12 protein-coding genes are annotated in these 15,785 nt (G+C 47.0%); 10 read left to right on the top strand and 2 right to left on the bottom strand.

Annotated features, from left to right (window positions below; translation table 11 throughout):
* Positions 1-61: 61 nt before the first annotated feature.
* Positions 62-742: a hypothetical protein gene (locus F6I03_RS02575; RefSeq protein ID WP_070430518.1), complete on the bottom strand. Its 681-nt coding sequence runs from the start codon at positions 740-742 to the stop codon at positions 62-64.
* The gene (locus tag F6I03_RS02570) at positions 729-1,313 is read right to left on the bottom strand and encodes a class I SAM-dependent methyltransferase (protein ID WP_070430517.1); all 585 of its coding nucleotides are present in this window, start codon (positions 1,311-1,313) and stop codon (positions 729-731) included. Before F6I03_RS02570 ends, F6I03_RS02575 begins: the two co-directional genes overlap by 14 nt.
* A 176-nt stretch (positions 1,314-1,489) precedes the next feature.
* Between F6I03_RS02570 and F6I03_RS02565 the strand changes: the two genes are divergently transcribed.
* The 10 genes from F6I03_RS02565 (at position 1,490) to pheS (ending at position 15,777) form a co-directional block, all read left to right on the top strand.
* Complete coding sequence (locus F6I03_RS02565; protein ID WP_070430516.1) at positions 1,490-3,454, top strand: muramidase family protein; 1,965 nt, start codon at positions 1,490-1,492, stop codon at positions 3,452-3,454.
* A gap of 350 nt (positions 3,455-3,804) precedes the next feature.
* Positions 3,805-6,219 carry a leucine--tRNA ligase gene (gene leuS, locus F6I03_RS02560; RefSeq protein ID WP_070430515.1) on the top strand — a complete coding sequence of 805 codons (2,415 nt, stop codon included), beginning with the start codon at positions 3,805-3,807 and terminating at the stop codon, positions 6,217-6,219.
* 12 nt (positions 6,220-6,231) lie between these two features.
* Positions 6,232-7,089: a pyridoxamine kinase gene (locus F6I03_RS02555; protein ID WP_070430514.1), complete on the top strand. Its 858-nt coding sequence runs from the start codon at positions 6,232-6,234 to the stop codon at positions 7,087-7,089.
* Positions 7,090-7,276: 187 nt separating this feature from the next.
* Positions 7,277-8,959 (top strand): polysaccharide biosynthesis protein, encoded by a 1,683-nt coding sequence (locus F6I03_RS02550; protein WP_150983051.1) that lies wholly within the window; start codon positions 7,277-7,279, stop codon positions 8,957-8,959.
* Between the two features lie 252 nt (positions 8,960-9,211).
* Positions 9,212-11,116 (top strand): LysM peptidoglycan-binding domain-containing protein, encoded by a 1,905-nt coding sequence (locus F6I03_RS02545; protein WP_070430512.1) that lies wholly within the window; start codon positions 9,212-9,214, stop codon positions 11,114-11,116.
* A gap of 185 nt (positions 11,117-11,301) precedes the next feature.
* Positions 11,302-12,696: a dipeptidase PepV gene (gene pepV, locus F6I03_RS02540; RefSeq protein ID WP_150983050.1), complete on the top strand. Its 1,395-nt coding sequence runs from the start codon at positions 11,302-11,304 to the stop codon at positions 12,694-12,696.
* Between the two features lie 4 nt (positions 12,697-12,700).
* Positions 12,701-13,459: a TrmH family RNA methyltransferase gene (locus F6I03_RS02535; protein WP_070430510.1), complete on the top strand. Its 759-nt coding sequence runs from the start codon at positions 12,701-12,703 to the stop codon at positions 13,457-13,459.
* 23 nt (positions 13,460-13,482) lie between these two features.
* Positions 13,483-14,022, top strand: coding sequence for an HD domain-containing protein (locus F6I03_RS02530; protein ID WP_070430509.1), 540 nt, complete (start codon positions 13,483-13,485; stop codon positions 14,020-14,022).
* Between the two features lies 1 nt (position 14,023).
* Positions 14,024-14,365 carry a winged helix-turn-helix transcriptional regulator gene (locus tag F6I03_RS02525; RefSeq protein WP_150983049.1) on the top strand — a complete coding sequence of 114 codons (342 nt, stop codon included), beginning with the start codon at positions 14,024-14,026 and terminating at the stop codon, positions 14,363-14,365.
* A gap of 365 nt (positions 14,366-14,730) precedes the next feature.
* Positions 14,731-15,777, top strand: coding sequence for a phenylalanine--tRNA ligase subunit alpha (pheS, locus tag F6I03_RS02520; protein WP_070430507.1), 1,047 nt, complete (start codon positions 14,731-14,733; stop codon positions 15,775-15,777).
* The last annotated feature ends 8 nt before the right edge of the window (positions 15,778-15,785 follow it).

Raw genomic sequence — 15,785 nt, 5'->3', positions numbered from 1 at the left:
ATAAAAAGACAAAAAGCTCCCCGGTCTGGGCGGAGGCGTCTAGAAACTTAAATATTGGCTGTTAATCGCTGCCAAGCTGTCGCTTAAGCGCTTGTTTGTGGTCATATTGGATGACCAGGGCGAGGAGGTAAGCAAGGAGGACGAACCAGGCCCCTTGGGGAAGAAGAAGGCTAGCTAGGATCAGGCTAGCAATCAGGCTGACTAGGGCAAGTAAACGGTAGAAGCTCTTTTCACCCTGCAAGAAGGGGCCTTGGACTTCTGAGCGAGCGAATAGGGCGGCGAGGGTCAGAAAGAGTGCGAGATAGAAAGCGGTATATTGGTGGAGGACTAAGCGGCTATTGGTATAAAGAATGAGATAGCTATAGATGATCAGACTGCCAACATAGGCTAGGTGGGGCATGAGCTTGACTAATTTGTGACTGAGCAGGCTGGAATGGACGAGGATATAGGAGAGGATGAGGAGGCGGGGTACCGGCCAACCAAATTCAAAATAAGCGAGGATAAAGATCAGCCAGATTAGAACTTCGCATAGGATGAGGCCCTTGAGGCTCTTCACCAGGCTCAATCCTTTACCGTCTGTGAAGCAGTAGAAGAGCTCTGTTAGGAGCCATTGGAAGGGAAGGATCAAGGCCCAGGCTTGCCAACGCCATTGGTCGACTTGGAAGGCTAGGATAAGAGCAGATAGACTGGCTAAAATAAGACTGTAGACCTTGAAGTTGGCCAGTCTTTTAATGATTTTCATGCTGGTCTCCTCCTCTCTTTTCGATAACAATGAGCCGGGGTGGGAGATTGCGCTGGTTGAGGAATTGGACCTGGCTAATGTTATAGCTTTCTTGGGGATACTGGGCCAGGTGTTGGCAGACCGTCTCGTATTCCTCCATGCCCCCTGGATGACCGAGATAGGCAGCAACTAGGATCTTTGCTCCCGCTTTTAAGTACTGGCAACAGCTATCGATGGCTTGACAAGTGCTTTGGCCTTGCGTAATAATAGCCTTGTCTGCCCCGGGCAAATAGCCTAGGTTAAAACAAGCCAGGTCAATCTCTAAGTCATCGGGTAAGTGTTGGTCCAGCTGGGCATGGTCAGCTTGGATAAGCGTCACTTGCTGGGCCAAAGCTTCTTTATTTAAGCGGTCTTGACTGCGCTGGATGGCCTGCTTTTGGATATCGAAGGCATAGACTCTACCTTGTGGACCGACTAGGCGGGCTAAAAAGGCGGTGTCCTGGCCTGTCCCAGCCGTTCCATCGAGGGCTGTCATGCCAGGGCGGAGAGCTTCTTCTATAATATGATGATAGATTTGGATAATGTTATGCATGGCATGCGACTCCTGTTCTAATTGGGATTTCAAAGCTTAGGCCTATTATAGCATTTCCACCTAGATTACAAAAAGGTTACAAATATTAAAAGTCCATACTTTTATAAAATTCACCCCATTTCATTTCGATTTGAATTATAATAGAAACAAGTAAATTAAAACAGGAGGCTGACACGTTGAAATTGACATTAAATAAAGCTCAACTTTTGAAAACTGGTGCCTTAATCTGTGGGTCTGCAGCCGTTGTGGCAGCAGTTAGTGCCGACCTAACAGAAACTGTATCTGCAGACCAAGTCGCAGTGACAGCAACAAGTACGCGAACCAACCAATTCTTAAATAAAGTGATTCCCCACGCAACAGAACTTGCGGGTCAAAATGACCTCTATGCCTCTGTTATGATTGCTCAGGCCGTTCTCGAATCGGGTTGGGGATCAAGTAGCCTGTCTCAAGCACCCTATAACAACCTTTTTGGGATTAAAGGGAACTACCAAGGTAATTCAGTGGTGATGAATACCTTAGAGGATAACGGGTCAGGGACTTATTATGGGATCCGTGACGGCTTCAGAGCCTATCCTTCCTACCGGGAGTCCTTAATTGACTATGTAGGGCTCTTGAAGAACGGGCCTTCTTTTAATCCTAATTTCTATAGTGGGGCATGGAAATCCAATACTAATTCTTATCGCGATGCAACCGCTTGGCTGACCGGCCGCTATGCGACGGACACTTCCTATGGTCCCAAGCTTAATAATCTGATTGAAACGTATGGCTTAACAGCTTATGACCAGGGGGGAAGTGGTCGTTCCGTTAAGGCGCAACCCCTGCAAACGACTAGCCAAAAACAGACGGCCAGCAAGTCCTATACGGTTAAGCCAGGGGATGGCCTCTATACCGTTGCCCGTAACTTAGGGACCACTGTTTCCGCCCTTAAGGCCCAATACGGTTTGACCTCTAATTTAATCCATCCCGGCCAAGTCTTCAGTGTTGGCGCTTCAAGCAGTTCCCAAAAGACTCAGCCAGCACCAGCTAGTCAGACCTCTCAGCAAGCAAACACGTCGTCGACTGCTAAGTCTTATACGGTTAAGCCAGGGGATGGCCTCTATACTGTTGCTCAGAATTTAGGGACCACCGTTTCGGCTCTCAAGGCCCAATATGGCTTGACGTCTAACTTAATCCACCCGGGCCAGGTCTTTAGTGTATCTGGGTCTAAAGCAAGTTCAAGCCAGACCGCACAGGCCCCAAAAGCGAGCGGTCAAAAGCAAACGACCGGCAAGTCCTATACGGTTAAGCCGGGAGATGGCCTCTATACGGTCGCACAGAACTTAGGAACCACGGTGTCAGCCCTCAAGGCCCAGTATGGCTTAACGTCTAACTTGATCCACCCTGGCCAAGTCTTTAGTGTGGGAGCGTCTGCTTCATCCCAAAACGCTAAACCAACACCCAGCCGTCAAACAGGCCAGCAAGCTAATCAGCAAACGGCTGGCAAGTCCTACACGGTTAAACCAGGCGATGGCCTCTATACCGTTGCTCGGAATTTAGGGACTACCGTTTCAGCCCTTAAAGCCCAATATGGTTTAACGTCTAACTTAATCCATCCTGGCCAAGTCTTCTCTAAGTCAGCTAGCCAAGGAAGTTCAAGCCAAACAGGAAAAACCACCGCACCAACGCCATCTGCTCCGGCTAATCCAACGGCAGCAACCAGTCGCGGGCACAAGGTTCAAGCTGGGGACACCCTCTGGCGGATCGCTTCAGCTAATGGCATGACCGTTCAAGAATTGAAAGCTTTAAATGGGCTCACCGGCTCCAATATTTATGTCGGCCAAGAACTGAAACTGAGCCAGGCCCCTGCTAAAGCAAGCCTTTCGCAGACAAGCAGCCAGACAGCAGCCCAGGCAGCTAAAGCAACGCCAGCTCCAGCTCCAAGCCCTGTTCAAACACCTGAAGCTAATCAAGCTAGCCAAAACCAGCAAAATGTCAGCCCAGCTAGTTCTCAAGGCCAAGCTTACACCATCCAAGCAGGGGATAATCTTTACCGGATCTCGGTTAACCATGGTGTAGGGCTCGATGAGCTCCTTGCTGCCAATAATTTGAAACAAAATTCACTCATTCTCCCTGGCCAAAGCTTAACCATTCCGGCTAAGTAGACTTTCTTGGAGAAGTTGATAAGCCAAGCCCTGAAAAGAGGGGCTTGGCTTTTTGACAAGCTGAAATTAAAATTGGCATCTTGGCCCATCCTGTGATACAATGAGTCCATATGAAAAAAGGGTTAGAAGCAGTAGACAAGCTTGTCATGTCCAGAGAGTATGCGGTAGCTGGAAGCATACCATGACCTTTGTTGAACTCGTCTAACAGACCTCCATAGCTCAAACACTGCTTAAGCTATGGCGTTTCGTCCGCGTTAAGGTTATGAGAAGTTTCATTCATCTTAGGTGGTACCGCGTAAAGACGCCCTAGCAATTTTGCTAGGGCTTTTTGTATAGAAAAGGAGAAGAAGATGACATTTAATCACTTAGAAATTGAAAAGAAATGGCAGGCTTATTGGGATAAGCACGATAGTTTCAAGACCTTAGACGACCATTCCTTGCCTAAATACTATGCCTTGGATATGTTTCCTTATCCATCAGGTGCTGGCCTCCATGTTGGCCACCCGGAAGGTTATACAGCCACCGATATCGTTTCACGGATGAAGCGAGCCCAAGGTTACAATGTCCTCCATCCCATGGGTTGGGATGCTTTTGGCTTGCCAGCTGAACAGTATGCCTTGGATACCGGCAATGACCCAGCCCAATTTACTGAGCAAAATATCCAAACCTTTAAACAGCAAATTAAATCTTTAGGCTTTAGTTATGACTGGAACCGTGAAGTAAATACGACAGATCCTGCTTATTACAAGTGGACCCAGTGGATCTTTACCAAGCTCTATGAGAAGGGCCTAGCTTATGAAGATGAAATTATGGTCAACTGGTGTGAAGCCTTAGGAACGGTCCTCGCCAATGAAGAAGTTATTGACGGGGTCTCCGAACGGGGGGGTCACCCTGTTGTTCGGCGCCCGATGAAGCAATGGGTATTGCGGATTACAGCTTATGCTGACCGTCTCTTAGAAGACTTAGATGACCTCGACTGGCCAGAGAGCATTAAAGAAATGCAGCGTAATTGGATTGGCCGGTCAGAAGGGGCCCAAGTCCGCTTCCAAATTAAGGACAGTGAGGAAAGCTTTGAAGCCTTCACGACGCGGCCTGATACCCTCTATGGGGCAACTTTCTGTGTGCTATCGCCCGAGCATCCTTTAGTGGAGAAGATTACTAAGGCGGACCAAGTTCAAGCTGTCCAAGCCTATGTCGAAGAGGCCTCACACAAGGCAGACCTTGAACGGACGGATTTGGCTAAAGAGAAAACTGGGGTCTTCACAGGGGCTTATGCCATTAACCCTCTGAGTGGAGAAGAGATTCCTATTTGGATTGCGGACTATGTGCTGATGTCTTATGGGACAGGTGCTATTATGGCTGTTCCTGCCCATGATAGTCGAGACTATGAGTTCGCTAAGCAATTCAATATTCCAATCAAGGCAGTTATTGAAGGTGGCAATATTGAAGAGGAGGCTTATACGGGAGACGGCAAGCATATTAATTCCGCTGACCTAAATGGCTTGGACAAGGAAGAAGCTATCCAAAAGGCCATTGAACTCCTCGAAGCTAAAGGAGCAGGCGAAGCGAAAGTCTCCTACCGCCTACGCGACTGGGTCTTCTCCCGTCAACGTTATTGGGGGGAACCAATCCCTGTTATCCACTGGGAAGATGGATCCACAACAGCCGTTAAGGAAGAAGACTTGCCTGTCCTCTTGCCTAAGGGAGAAAATATTCGGCCGAGTGGGACAGGGGAATCCCCTCTGGCTAACTTCGACGACTGGCTTCATGTGACGGATCCAGAAACAGGCATGAAGGGCAAACGTGAAACCAATACCATGCCACAATGGGCAGGTTCTTCTTGGTACTTCTTACGCTATTGTGACCCCCACAATGACCAAGCGGTGATTAGTGAGGAAGCAGCTAATTACTGGCTCAATGTGGACCTTTATATCGGCGGGGCAGAACATGCGGTGCTTCACCTTCTCTATGCCCGCTTCTGGTATAAGTTCCTCTATGATTTAGGCATTGTGCCAACCAAGGAGCCTTTCCAAAAACTCTTCAACCAAGGCATGATCTTGGGTGAAGGCCATGAGAAGATGTCTAAATCAAAAGGCAATGTGGTGAACCCAGACGATGTGGTAGAGGCTTATGGGGCAGACACTCTTCGCTTGTACGAAATGTTCATGGGGCCTTTAGATGCTTCGATTGCTTGGAGTGAAGAAGGCTTAGCTGGGTCACGGAAGTTCTTAGACCGGGTATGGCGTCTAATGGTTGACCAAGAAGGCGAGCTCCGTGATCGGATTACGACCATTAATACAGGTGAATTAGACAAGGTTTACCATCAAACGGTTAAGAAGGTTACGGAAGACTATGAAAAATTACACTTCAACACAGCGATTTCTCAATTAATGGTCTTCATTAACGAGGCTTACAAGGTAGATGCCCTACCATTTGACTACATGAAGGGCTTCGTTCAGTTACTCGCACCAATTACTCCTCATTTAGGCGAAGAATTGTGGGAACGTTTGACCGGAGAAGCTGGGATTTCTTATGTGCCATGGCCAGAATACGATGAAAGTCTCCTGACCGATGACCAGATTGAAGTGGTTTACCAAGTTAATGGTAAGATCAAGGCTCATGACGAAGTTCCTGCTGATTTGTCTCGTGATGAATTAGCCGAACGGGCTCAAGCCCATGAACTTATTCAAGCTGAGCTTGCAGGTAAGACCGTCCGCAAAGTCATTGCTGTGCCCAATAAGCTCGTTAATATTGTGGCTAACTAAGGGAGCGATCGTGTGAAAAAGGTTCTAATTGTCCATGATATATCCTGCTACGGCAAGTGTTCGACTACGGTTGCCCTGCCTATCATTTCGAGTATGGAGCTGACGGGGACTATCTTGCCGACAGCCCTCTTGTCCACCCACACGGGCCCAGGCTTTGAAAATTATACCTACTTGGACCTCAGCCAAGAGATGCCAAAAATTGTTAAGAATTGGCAGACCTATGGCCTTAAGTTTGACGCTGTTTATGTTGGTTACCTCGGCAATATTCAGCAGATTGATTTTCTGCTGGAGACCCTGCCTGAGCTGCTAACCGAAACTGGCAAATTCTACTTGGATCCTGTGATGGCAGATGACGGTGCCTTCTATCCCGGCTTCGACCAGGCCTATGCGGATAGGATGCGCAGCCTATGCGATATTGCCGACCTGATCATGCCCAATCAAACAGAAGCCAGTCTGATCTATGGCTTGCCTTATCAGGAAGGCTTAGTGGAAGATAATCTTTTCCAAGAATTTGTCCAAGCCTGTAACCAGTCCGGAAAGACCTCGCTTGTTCTCACTGGAGCAGGCTATGATGGTCAAGGGCAGACAGGCGCGCATTATTATGATGCAGATAAGGATGAAGAAGGCTTAAAACAATCAGCCTTTGTCGGTCGCAAGCTCCATGGGACGGGGGATATCTTCGGTAGTATCCTGGTCGGCGCCCTAGTGAACGGTTTCAGTCTGGCGGAGGCCTCGGCTTTTGCTGTGACCAAGGTCAGCCAAGCCTTAGCCCGTTCCATCGACGAACCGGATGTGGACCGTGAAGGCCTAGCCTTTGAGACTTTGCTCGGTGACCTATCAGCCATAGTCCGCCAAAAGAAAGAAGCATAACTTGATCATTTAATCGGAGCATAGCCTGACGCAGAGACTTTCTCTTGTCGGCTATGCTTTTATGATGTCTTTATAAATCTGTAAATTTGCCAGGCAAGTTATTGCAAAGTGAATTTGAATTATATATCATGTAGTTAATGTTTAAATTAACTTTGGTTCATCCAATGAAAGAGAGTTGGAAGATTAAATGGAAAACGAACAAGCTCCGATTCGGTCGGATGCTGCCGAGCGCATGAGTTCAGGCTCAGCCTGGATGACTGTGGGGACCTTTGTCTCGCGCTTACTCGGCTTGCTTTATATTATTCCTTGGGTCCGCTGGATGGGGGATCCCCAGACAGCAGCGGAAGCCAATGCCCTCTATGACATCGGCTACAAGTATTATTCTATTTTTCTGGTGATTTCAACAGCAGGGGTTCCTTCAGCTATCGCCAAGCAGATGGCTTATTACAATGCCCGTAAGCAATATGGAACCAGCCAGCAGCTTTTTAGGAGCGGGGCTATCTTGATGTTAGTGATGGGCCTGGCTTCTGGCCTGGTGCTCTTCCTAGCGGCGCCTTGGCTGGCGGAATCGACACCAACGCGGGAGGTCAGCCATGCTGTCTTTACGATTCGCTCCTTGGTTCCGGCCTTGGTCTTATTCCCCTTGCTTTCGATCTTTAGGGGCTTCTTCCAAGGCCACCAAGATATGAAGCCAAGTGCCATTTCACAGATTACGGAACAATTCTTCCGGGTGGCCTACATGTTAGCCTCCGTCTATATTATCCGCCGTGTGCTAGATGGGTCGGTAGTGACAGCTGTCAGCCATTCGACCTTTGCTGCCTTTATCGGTGGGGCAGTGGCGATTCTAACGCTTGCTCTTTATTACCTGCGCCACCGCAAAGAATACCCTGTCTCACTGACCAAGAAGGCGACCTACCAGGTCAAAACCTCAGGCATGATTAAAGAGATTATAATGATTGCCATTCCTTTCATTATTACAGGGTCAGGGATTGAACTCACCCAACTAATTGATACCAATACCTTTATGCCGATTATGGAAAGGGTTTCTAATCTGGCCCAGGCTGATATTATTTATGAGTATGGTATTTTTTCAGCTAATATTAATAAATTAGTGACCGTCCTTGTTTCCCTGGCCCTGGCTATTGGGGCGACCTCGATTCCTGTGATCTCAGACACCTATTCCCGAGAGTTGGACCAAAAAGAACGGTCAACTAGCCAGCCTGTCCTAAATGAGACGGGGCACTTGGTCATCCATAACCTGCAGCTCTTCTTAATGGTTATGCTGCCTGTTGCTCTGGGCTTATTTATCCTAGCGGGGCCTGTTTATAACTTGGTCTATCGGCCAGATCCTCTGGGGAGCATGTATTTGCGAATTACCTGCTTTACGGCGCTAGGCATGGGGGCCTATACCGTCCTCGTTTCAGTCCTGCAAGCTATGGACCACCATAAGCAGGCCTTGATTGGTCTGGCTTTAGGGCTCGTCATGAAGTTAGTTTGGCAGTATCCTTTGATTTATTTCCTAGGAGCACCTGGCGCTATGCTAGCGACCATTATTAGCTTCACCACCATCGCCCTCTACTACCTCTACCACATCCACCGCTTGGTTGGTTTCCGCTACCGAGAACTCTTAAATGAAAGTATACCAATTGTACTTTCTGCTTTGATGATGTTTCTTGCTTCAGGCCTGGTTTACCTTATCTTAGCTTATCTCTTGCCAATGCCTAATCTTCTGGGATCCATCCTGATTAGCCTCTTGGTGGTTGCTGTTGGCGTCTGGGTCTACCTTCTATTAATGCTTAAGAGCCATAAGTTAGACCTCGTTCTCGGCGTCCGTGCTGAAGATATGCGTCGCAAATTAGGCCTTAACTAAGTTTTAGGAACACAGTGAACCTTAAACAAGTTTACTGTGTTTTTTATTTCATAAAATATGTAAGCGCTAGCATAAAATTGTGATTTATATTATAATGGACTTAGGAGGGAAGGGGGCTAATCGATCTGATTAATATTACAAATGTTACAAAATATATGAAACATTTGTAACAAAACCCTTTCTATTCCTTGTGATTAGCGGTATGATAGAAGCACTTAGAAGAATAAATGTTAAAGCGAGGGGGTTTTAACAATGGAAGCAAAGACAATGAAAAAAGGACAAGTTCTTAAAAAATTATCACTTGCATCACTTGCCTTAGTATCTACTGCCGCTTATCAAGTTTGTAAAGAAAGTGTAAAAGCTGACGAGGTCAACCAACACCAAGTCCAAGCTGGGGATTCTCTCTGGAAGATTGGGAACACTTATGGGGTCAGCATTGACCAATTAAAGAACTGGAACCAATTGAAGGACAATTATGTCTTACACCCAGGGGATACCTTGTATATTCAAGCACAAGCAGGTGTGCCTAAGACAGAAGACCAAGCCAGCCCAAGGGCAAGTCAAGAACCAGCTAGCACGAGCAATCAAACCGCTCCTGCAGCGGAAGCCGAACACGTTAGTCCCAATACTGATGCGACTTACCAAGTCAAGGCAGGGGACTCACTCTGGCGGATTGCTAAGAATAATGGGGTCAGCTTGGATGACTTACTGGAATGGAACCAGCTAAAAACAGATAGCCTGATCCTGCCAGGTAAGCAACTCGTAGTCAAAGCTCCAGCCAATGCACCGGTTAAAGAAGCAACAAATAACCAGGCCGAGTCTAAGCCTAGCACAGTAAGCCAAAGCCCTTATGTGCGTGATCAAAAGACCTTTAAAGATGTCAACTCTGCTGTTAAGTATGCGCGCGCTCATTTTGACTATAAGCGCCACAAACAATTCTATGTGAATTGGCAAGCAGATGGAACCTACACGGTCGACTGGGAGATGCAGTCTGACCAAAAACAAAAGCCAAAAGTTCACCAAGATAACAAGCAAGAGCCAGCAAGAGCTGACTATGCTGTGAAAGCTGGCGACTCGCTCTGGGCAATTGGTCAACGCTATGGCGTCAGCATCCAAGACCTGATGAAGTGGAATCAATTAACGCCGCAGAGTGTCATCCATCCAGGGCAAAAGCTCCAGGTCAAAGCAAGCAAAACGCCTCACGTCAAAGCTGACCAAGCAAAAGATACTGAAAAGGGTCAACCAGCTCATTATGAAGTGAAAGCTGGCGACTCACTTTGGGCCATTAGCCAAAGCCAAGGGGTTAGCCTCCAAGACTTGATGAAGTGGAACCAGCTGACGGCTCAAAGTGTCATCCATCCGGGGCAAAAACTCGTCCTTAAGGCGACGCAAGCAAGTCCAAATCATCAAACAACAGCTCAGCCAAGCCCTGTCGTAACGGCAGAAGGACGGCTTGTGGATCCCAAACGTTTTGATGATGTGAAGGCAGCAGTCCAATACGGGCGCGCCCACTTCGATTACACCAAACATAAAGAATTCTATGTTAACCAAGCTAAAGATGGCTCTTATATCCTGGAATGGGAGATGAAGGATAAGCCCGCTAAGCCTAAAGAAAAAGAAGTTGATAAAGGCAGTCAGGATCAAGAAACTTACACCGTCAAAGCTGGCGATTCGCTCTGGCGGATTAGTCAAAGAGCAGGTGTGACACTTGCTGACTTGATGCAATGGAATCAATTGCAAGCTCATTCTATCATCCATCCCGGCGACCAATTAAGGGTTAAAAAGCCGGCTGAAAAAGACCCACAAAGCACTCCCCAAACTGATAACAACACAAGCCCATATGTCAGAGATGGCCGGTATTTCCAAACTGTCAATGATGCTGTCCGTTATGGCCGTCAAAATTTTGACTACAAGCGCCATAAAGAGTTCTATGTCAACTGGGATAAGGGACACTATGTCATCGATTGGGAAATGCAGCCAGGAATCAAAAAAAACTTAGCGGATAATAGCCCAGAAAAAACGAACTATACCGTTAAAGCAGGCGATTCCCTCTGGTTGATTGGAGTCCGCCATGGTGTGAGTGTCGACCAATTGAAGAGATGGAACCACTTGACCTCTGATTTCTTACAAATCGGTGACCAATTAGTAATTAAGTAAAAATTAACAAGCAGGAGCATTTTGAAGCCTAGCTTATCTTTTAGAAAGAGACTGGAAATTTTATCCCAGTCTCTTTCTCCCTTAACGATTAATTGATAAACTTTTAACACTTTCATATAGTAAGTTGCTTTCAAGACTACGGAAATATGCTATAATTGATAAAAAAAGATGGAGGCGTTTACCTTATGACAATTCATTGGACACAAGAAGCACAGAAACGCTATGAGGACTATTATGAAGACCTTTTTAGCCTACTCAAGGTGGATAGTGTACGGGATGACAGCCAAGCGAGCGCGGAGGCACCGGTTGGCCCAGGTCCTAAGAAAGCCTTAGAAACATTCTTAGCCATGGCTGAGCGTGATGGCTTTAAAACAGCTAATATCGATAATATTGCCGGGCGGGTTGAATTCGGCCAGGGCGATGAAGTCCTAGGTATCCTGGCCCATGTGGACGTGGTTCCTGTTGATAAATATTGGGAAACAGACCCCTTTAATCCGGTCATAAAGGACGGCAAGCTCTATGCTCGGGGAGCAAGTGACGACAAAGGACCACTGATGGCGGCTTACTATGCCCTTAAAATCATTAAAGACTTGGAATTACCCGTTTCCAAACGGGTTCACTTCATTGTAGGGACGGATGAAGAAAGCGATTGGAAGTGCATGGACCGCTATTTCGAGGCTGAAGTCAAACCCGATTTCGGCTTCTCACCAGATGCTGAATTCCCTATTATTAATGGGGAAAAAGGCCAGTACACAAGCCATCTTAGCTTTACGCCATTCTCTGGAGACTTGGTCAGCTTCGAAGGGGGCCAACGTGAGAATATGGTGCCAGCTGAGGCCAAGGCCTACCTCGCCCATCTTGACCTAGACCAAGTGAAGGGGGCTGCAGAAGTCTTCCACAAGGACCACCCAGCAGCAAGCTTGGCTGTTGAAGAAGCAGACCAAGGGCAAATCCTCGTTGCCTGTGAAGGTAAGGCCGCTCATGCCATGGATCCTTCACAAGGGGAGAATGCGGCAACTTATCTGGCTCTCTTCTTGCAAGGATTGAGTGATGATTTAGCTAAGAATACTTTTGTCAACTTTACGGCTAACCTTCTGCATGAAGACTTTTACGGGCAAAACTTAGGCTTTGCCCACCATGATGAGGTGATGGGAGACTTAACCCTCAACCCAGGTGTTTTTGCCCCTGAAGGCTCTAACTTGCGGGTGACTTTAAACATGCGGGTGCCCCAAGGCATTAGCTATGAAGAGATTGGCCAAGTCTTGGATAAATTAGGCCAGGACTATGACTTCAGCCGTGAAGATGGGCAATCCAACAAGCCCCCACACTATGTGCCAGCGGACGATCCATTGGTGACGACCCTGCTCGATGTTTATGAGAAATATACGGGTGAAATTGGCCAAGAAAAAGTGATTGGCGGAGGGACTTATGGGCGCCTCTTTGAACGTGGTGTTGCCTTCGGTGCACTCTTCCCCGACTCACCCGATACCATGCACCAGGCCAATGAATTTGCCCGCCTGAAAGACCTTGAAAAAGCCATGGCCATTTATGCTGAAGCAATTTACCGTTTGATTAAATAGTACGATGATTGAATCCAAACAAAATCCTCAGATCAAAGCGATTAAGAAATTGCAGCAGGCCAAGGGGAGGCGAAAGGCCAAGCGTTATGTCCTCGAAGGCCCTCATTTATTGGAAATGGCCCTCGAGGCTGGCTGTCAGCCGGACTTAATCTTATGCACGGAAGCCAGTTTTATCCCGGACTATGCCGAGTATTCTTATGAACTCATCAGTCCCCAACTGGCTGATTATCTGGCTGAAACCCAAACGACTCAGGCTGTCTTTGCCGTGATGCCCCTAGCTGACTCCCTAACTTTAGACCAGTTGACCTCTCCTGCCATCCTTCTTCTAGATGGGCTCCAAGATCCTGGTAACCTGGGAACCATTATCCGGACAGCGGATGCTCTAGGTTACCATAGTCTGATCCTGGGAAAGGGAAGCGTTGACCCCTATAACGCCAAGGCCCTGCGCGCCATGCAGGGGAGCCAGTTTAACTTACAAGTCATCCAAGCCGACTTGAATCAGGCTATTCCCCAATTGCAGGCTAAGGGTTATCAAATTGCTGCCTCGACACTTTCCCGTGATTCAAAGAGTGTCAGGGATTACTGTTTGACAGATGCCCAAAAATGGGGCATTATATTAGGTAACGAGGGTAATGGTGTGAGTCCGGAAGTTATTGAATTAGCAGATGTCAGTCTGCATATTCCGATGACGGGCCAGGCTGAATCCCTAAATGTCGCCATTGCAGCTGCAATTATGATGTACGAATATCGTCCCGTGATTTAGATAATAGAAAGAGTGATGAGTGAATGCACAAACACACACGACCATGGGAATCTGACAGCGACTACTTAGAGCTCGTAGCCGATATTAAAGACCACCAATTTATTAAAGATTTGGAACGTTTTCCCCAACATATCCATGGAAATCGGATGATTCATTCCTTCCAAGTATCCTACAAGAGCTATAAGATTGCGCGTAAGTTAGGTTTAGACTACCGGTCGGTGGCACGTGCAGGCTTAATGCATGACTTGTTCTATTATATGCCTGGTGAGCTAAGCTTTTCGCACGGCAATCACTTAAGCAACCATCCCTACATTGCCTTACAAAATGCCCGAGCCTTAACCAAGCTTAATCCAATTGAGGAAGATATCATTGTTAAGCATATGTGGTTAGCAACAGCTGCCCTGCCTAAGTATCGCGAATCTTATATCGTAACTATGGTAGATAAGTGGGTGGCTTGCGAAGATTTTGCTTATCCCCTCTGCCGCAATTTAAGCACCAGCTTCCAGAGCAAAGTTTATAAATATTTCTTAGGTTTAGACCTGAGTGAAGAAATGAGAGATTAAGATGACAACAGAGAAACACGTGCCGACACTGTGTCCTAAATTTGAACGTGCTTTTCAGTTGATTGGTAAGAAATGGAATGGACTCATTATCCAAAGTTTGCTCAATGAGCCTTTACGCTTTGGGCAATTGCGTGACAGCATCAATGGCATTTCCGACCGGGTGCTCATTGAACGTCTGCGCCAATTAGGGCGTTTGGATATTGTGTGTCACAAAACAACAGAAATTGATTCCCACCAGGTCGCGCTCTATAGCCTCACCGAAAAGGGCCATGAATTGGAGCCTGTTCTTAATAATCTTCACCAATGGGCTGATCAGTGGATGTCTAAAGATGATAAAATTTAGTTGACAGACTAAAGGAGCTAGGATAAATGTCCTAGCTTTTTTGTCCTTTGAGTTGACGCTGACTTAGAATTTGCTTATAATAAGTAGTAATATCACGTTGATAGAAGACGGAAATAGTCATACATGTAGCCAGGAAGAGAAATCAGCGACTGAGAGTTTCTTCTACATGGACTAGGCCCTTTCACTTCTTGAGTAGGCACCGGGACCAGATGGAAAAGGTGTCCGCTAGCCAGCGTTAAGGGCTTTGAGTGTCAGCGATATTATTTGTCCGCTGAAACAAGGGTGGTACCGCGGTCTTTCGTCCCTATGAGGGATGGAAGGCTTTTTTGTTTTCTATCAAATTGCATTGAATAAAAGGAGTTATCATGGATATCATTGAACAATTGAAAACTTTAGAAGTGGAAATGCATGATCAATTATCCCAGCTAACGGATCTTGATGGTGTGAAACAGTTAAGAATTGACTATCTCGGTAAGAAGGGGGCCTTGACCCAGACCTTGCGTGGGATGAAGGACTTATCCAATGAAGAGCGCCCCAAAGTTGGTGCCTTCGCTAATGAGTTAAAGACCAAACTAGCTGCTGCCTTAGACCAAAAAGAAGAAAAATTTCAGGCCCAGGCCTTAGCGGAAGCCCTAGCCGCTGAAACCATCGATGTGACCCTGCCTGGCCAGCAAGTTCAGCTCGGTAAGGCCCATATTATTGCCCAAGTCATGGCTGATATTGAAACACTCTTTGTTTCTATGGGCTATGAGGTGGTAGAAGGTCCCGAAATTGAATCGGACTATTACAATTTCCAACGGATGAACTTACCAGAAAACCATCCGGCTCGTGACATGCAGGATACCTTCTATGTGAATGAAGACGTTCTCTTGCGGACCCATACGTCACCTGTCCAAGCTCGGACGATGGACCAGCATGACTTCTCTAAGGGTCCCCTTAAGATGATCAGTCCAGGTAAGGTTTACCGCCGGGATGATGATGATGCCACCCACTCCCACCAATTCCACCAAATTGAAGGCTTAGTTGTAGCTGAGAATGTTGGTTTAGCCGACCTCAAAGGAACCCTTGAAGTTTTTGCCCAGCACATGTTTGGGGCTGACCGGGAGATTCGCTTACGGCCATCCTATTTCCCATTCACTGAACCCTCAGTTGAAATTGATATTTCCTGCTTTAAGTGCGCGGGTAAGGGATGCAATATTTGTAAACAGAGCGGTTGGATTGAAATCCTCGGTGGGGGTGTGGTCCATCCTAATGTCTTAGAAATGTCAGGCGTAGATAGTGAACGTTACACAGGTTTTGCTTTCGGGATTGGGCCTGACCGGGTAGCCATGTTGAAGTATGGTATCGAAGATATTCGCCACTTCTACCAAAATGACCTACGCTTCTTAACACAGTTCCAAGAAAAGGGGTAAGCAAGTAA

The sequence above is a fragment of the Aerococcus sanguinicola genome, assembly GCF_008726925.1.
Lineage (GTDB): Bacteria > Bacillota > Bacilli > Lactobacillales > Aerococcaceae > Aerococcus.
This window is presented reverse-complemented; position numbering and strand designations above follow the sequence as displayed.

Bases quoted from the DNA above. Each gene is read 5' to 3' on its own strand.
- F6I03_RS02575 (WP_070430518.1), bottom strand. From the start codon at position 742: ATGAAAATCATTAAAAGACTGGCCAACTTCAAGGTCTACAGTCTTATT.
- F6I03_RS02535 (WP_070430510.1), top strand. From the start codon at position 12,701: ATGATTGAATCCAAACAAAATCCTCAGATCAAAGCGATTAAGAAATTG.
- F6I03_RS02525 (WP_150983049.1), top strand. From the start codon at position 14,024: ATGACAACAGAGAAACACGTGCCGACACTGTGTCCTAAATTTGAACGT.
- F6I03_RS02570 (WP_070430517.1), bottom strand. From the start codon at position 1,313: ATGCATAACATTATCCAAATCTATCATCATATTATAGAAGAAGCTCTC.
- F6I03_RS02530 (WP_070430509.1), top strand. From the start codon at position 13,483: ATGCACAAACACACACGACCATGGGAATCTGACAGCGACTACTTAGAG.
- F6I03_RS02545 (WP_070430512.1), top strand. From the start codon at position 9,212: ATGGAAGCAAAGACAATGAAAAAAGGACAAGTTCTTAAAAAATTATCA.
- leuS (WP_070430515.1), top strand. From the start codon at position 3,805: ATGACATTTAATCACTTAGAAATTGAAAAGAAATGGCAGGCTTATTGG.
- pepV (WP_150983050.1), top strand. From the start codon at position 11,302: ATGACAATTCATTGGACACAAGAAGCACAGAAACGCTATGAGGACTAT.
- pheS (WP_070430507.1), top strand. From the start codon at position 14,731: ATGGATATCATTGAACAATTGAAAACTTTAGAAGTGGAAATGCATGAT.
- F6I03_RS02550 (WP_150983051.1), top strand. From the start codon at position 7,277: ATGGAAAACGAACAAGCTCCGATTCGGTCGGATGCTGCCGAGCGCATG.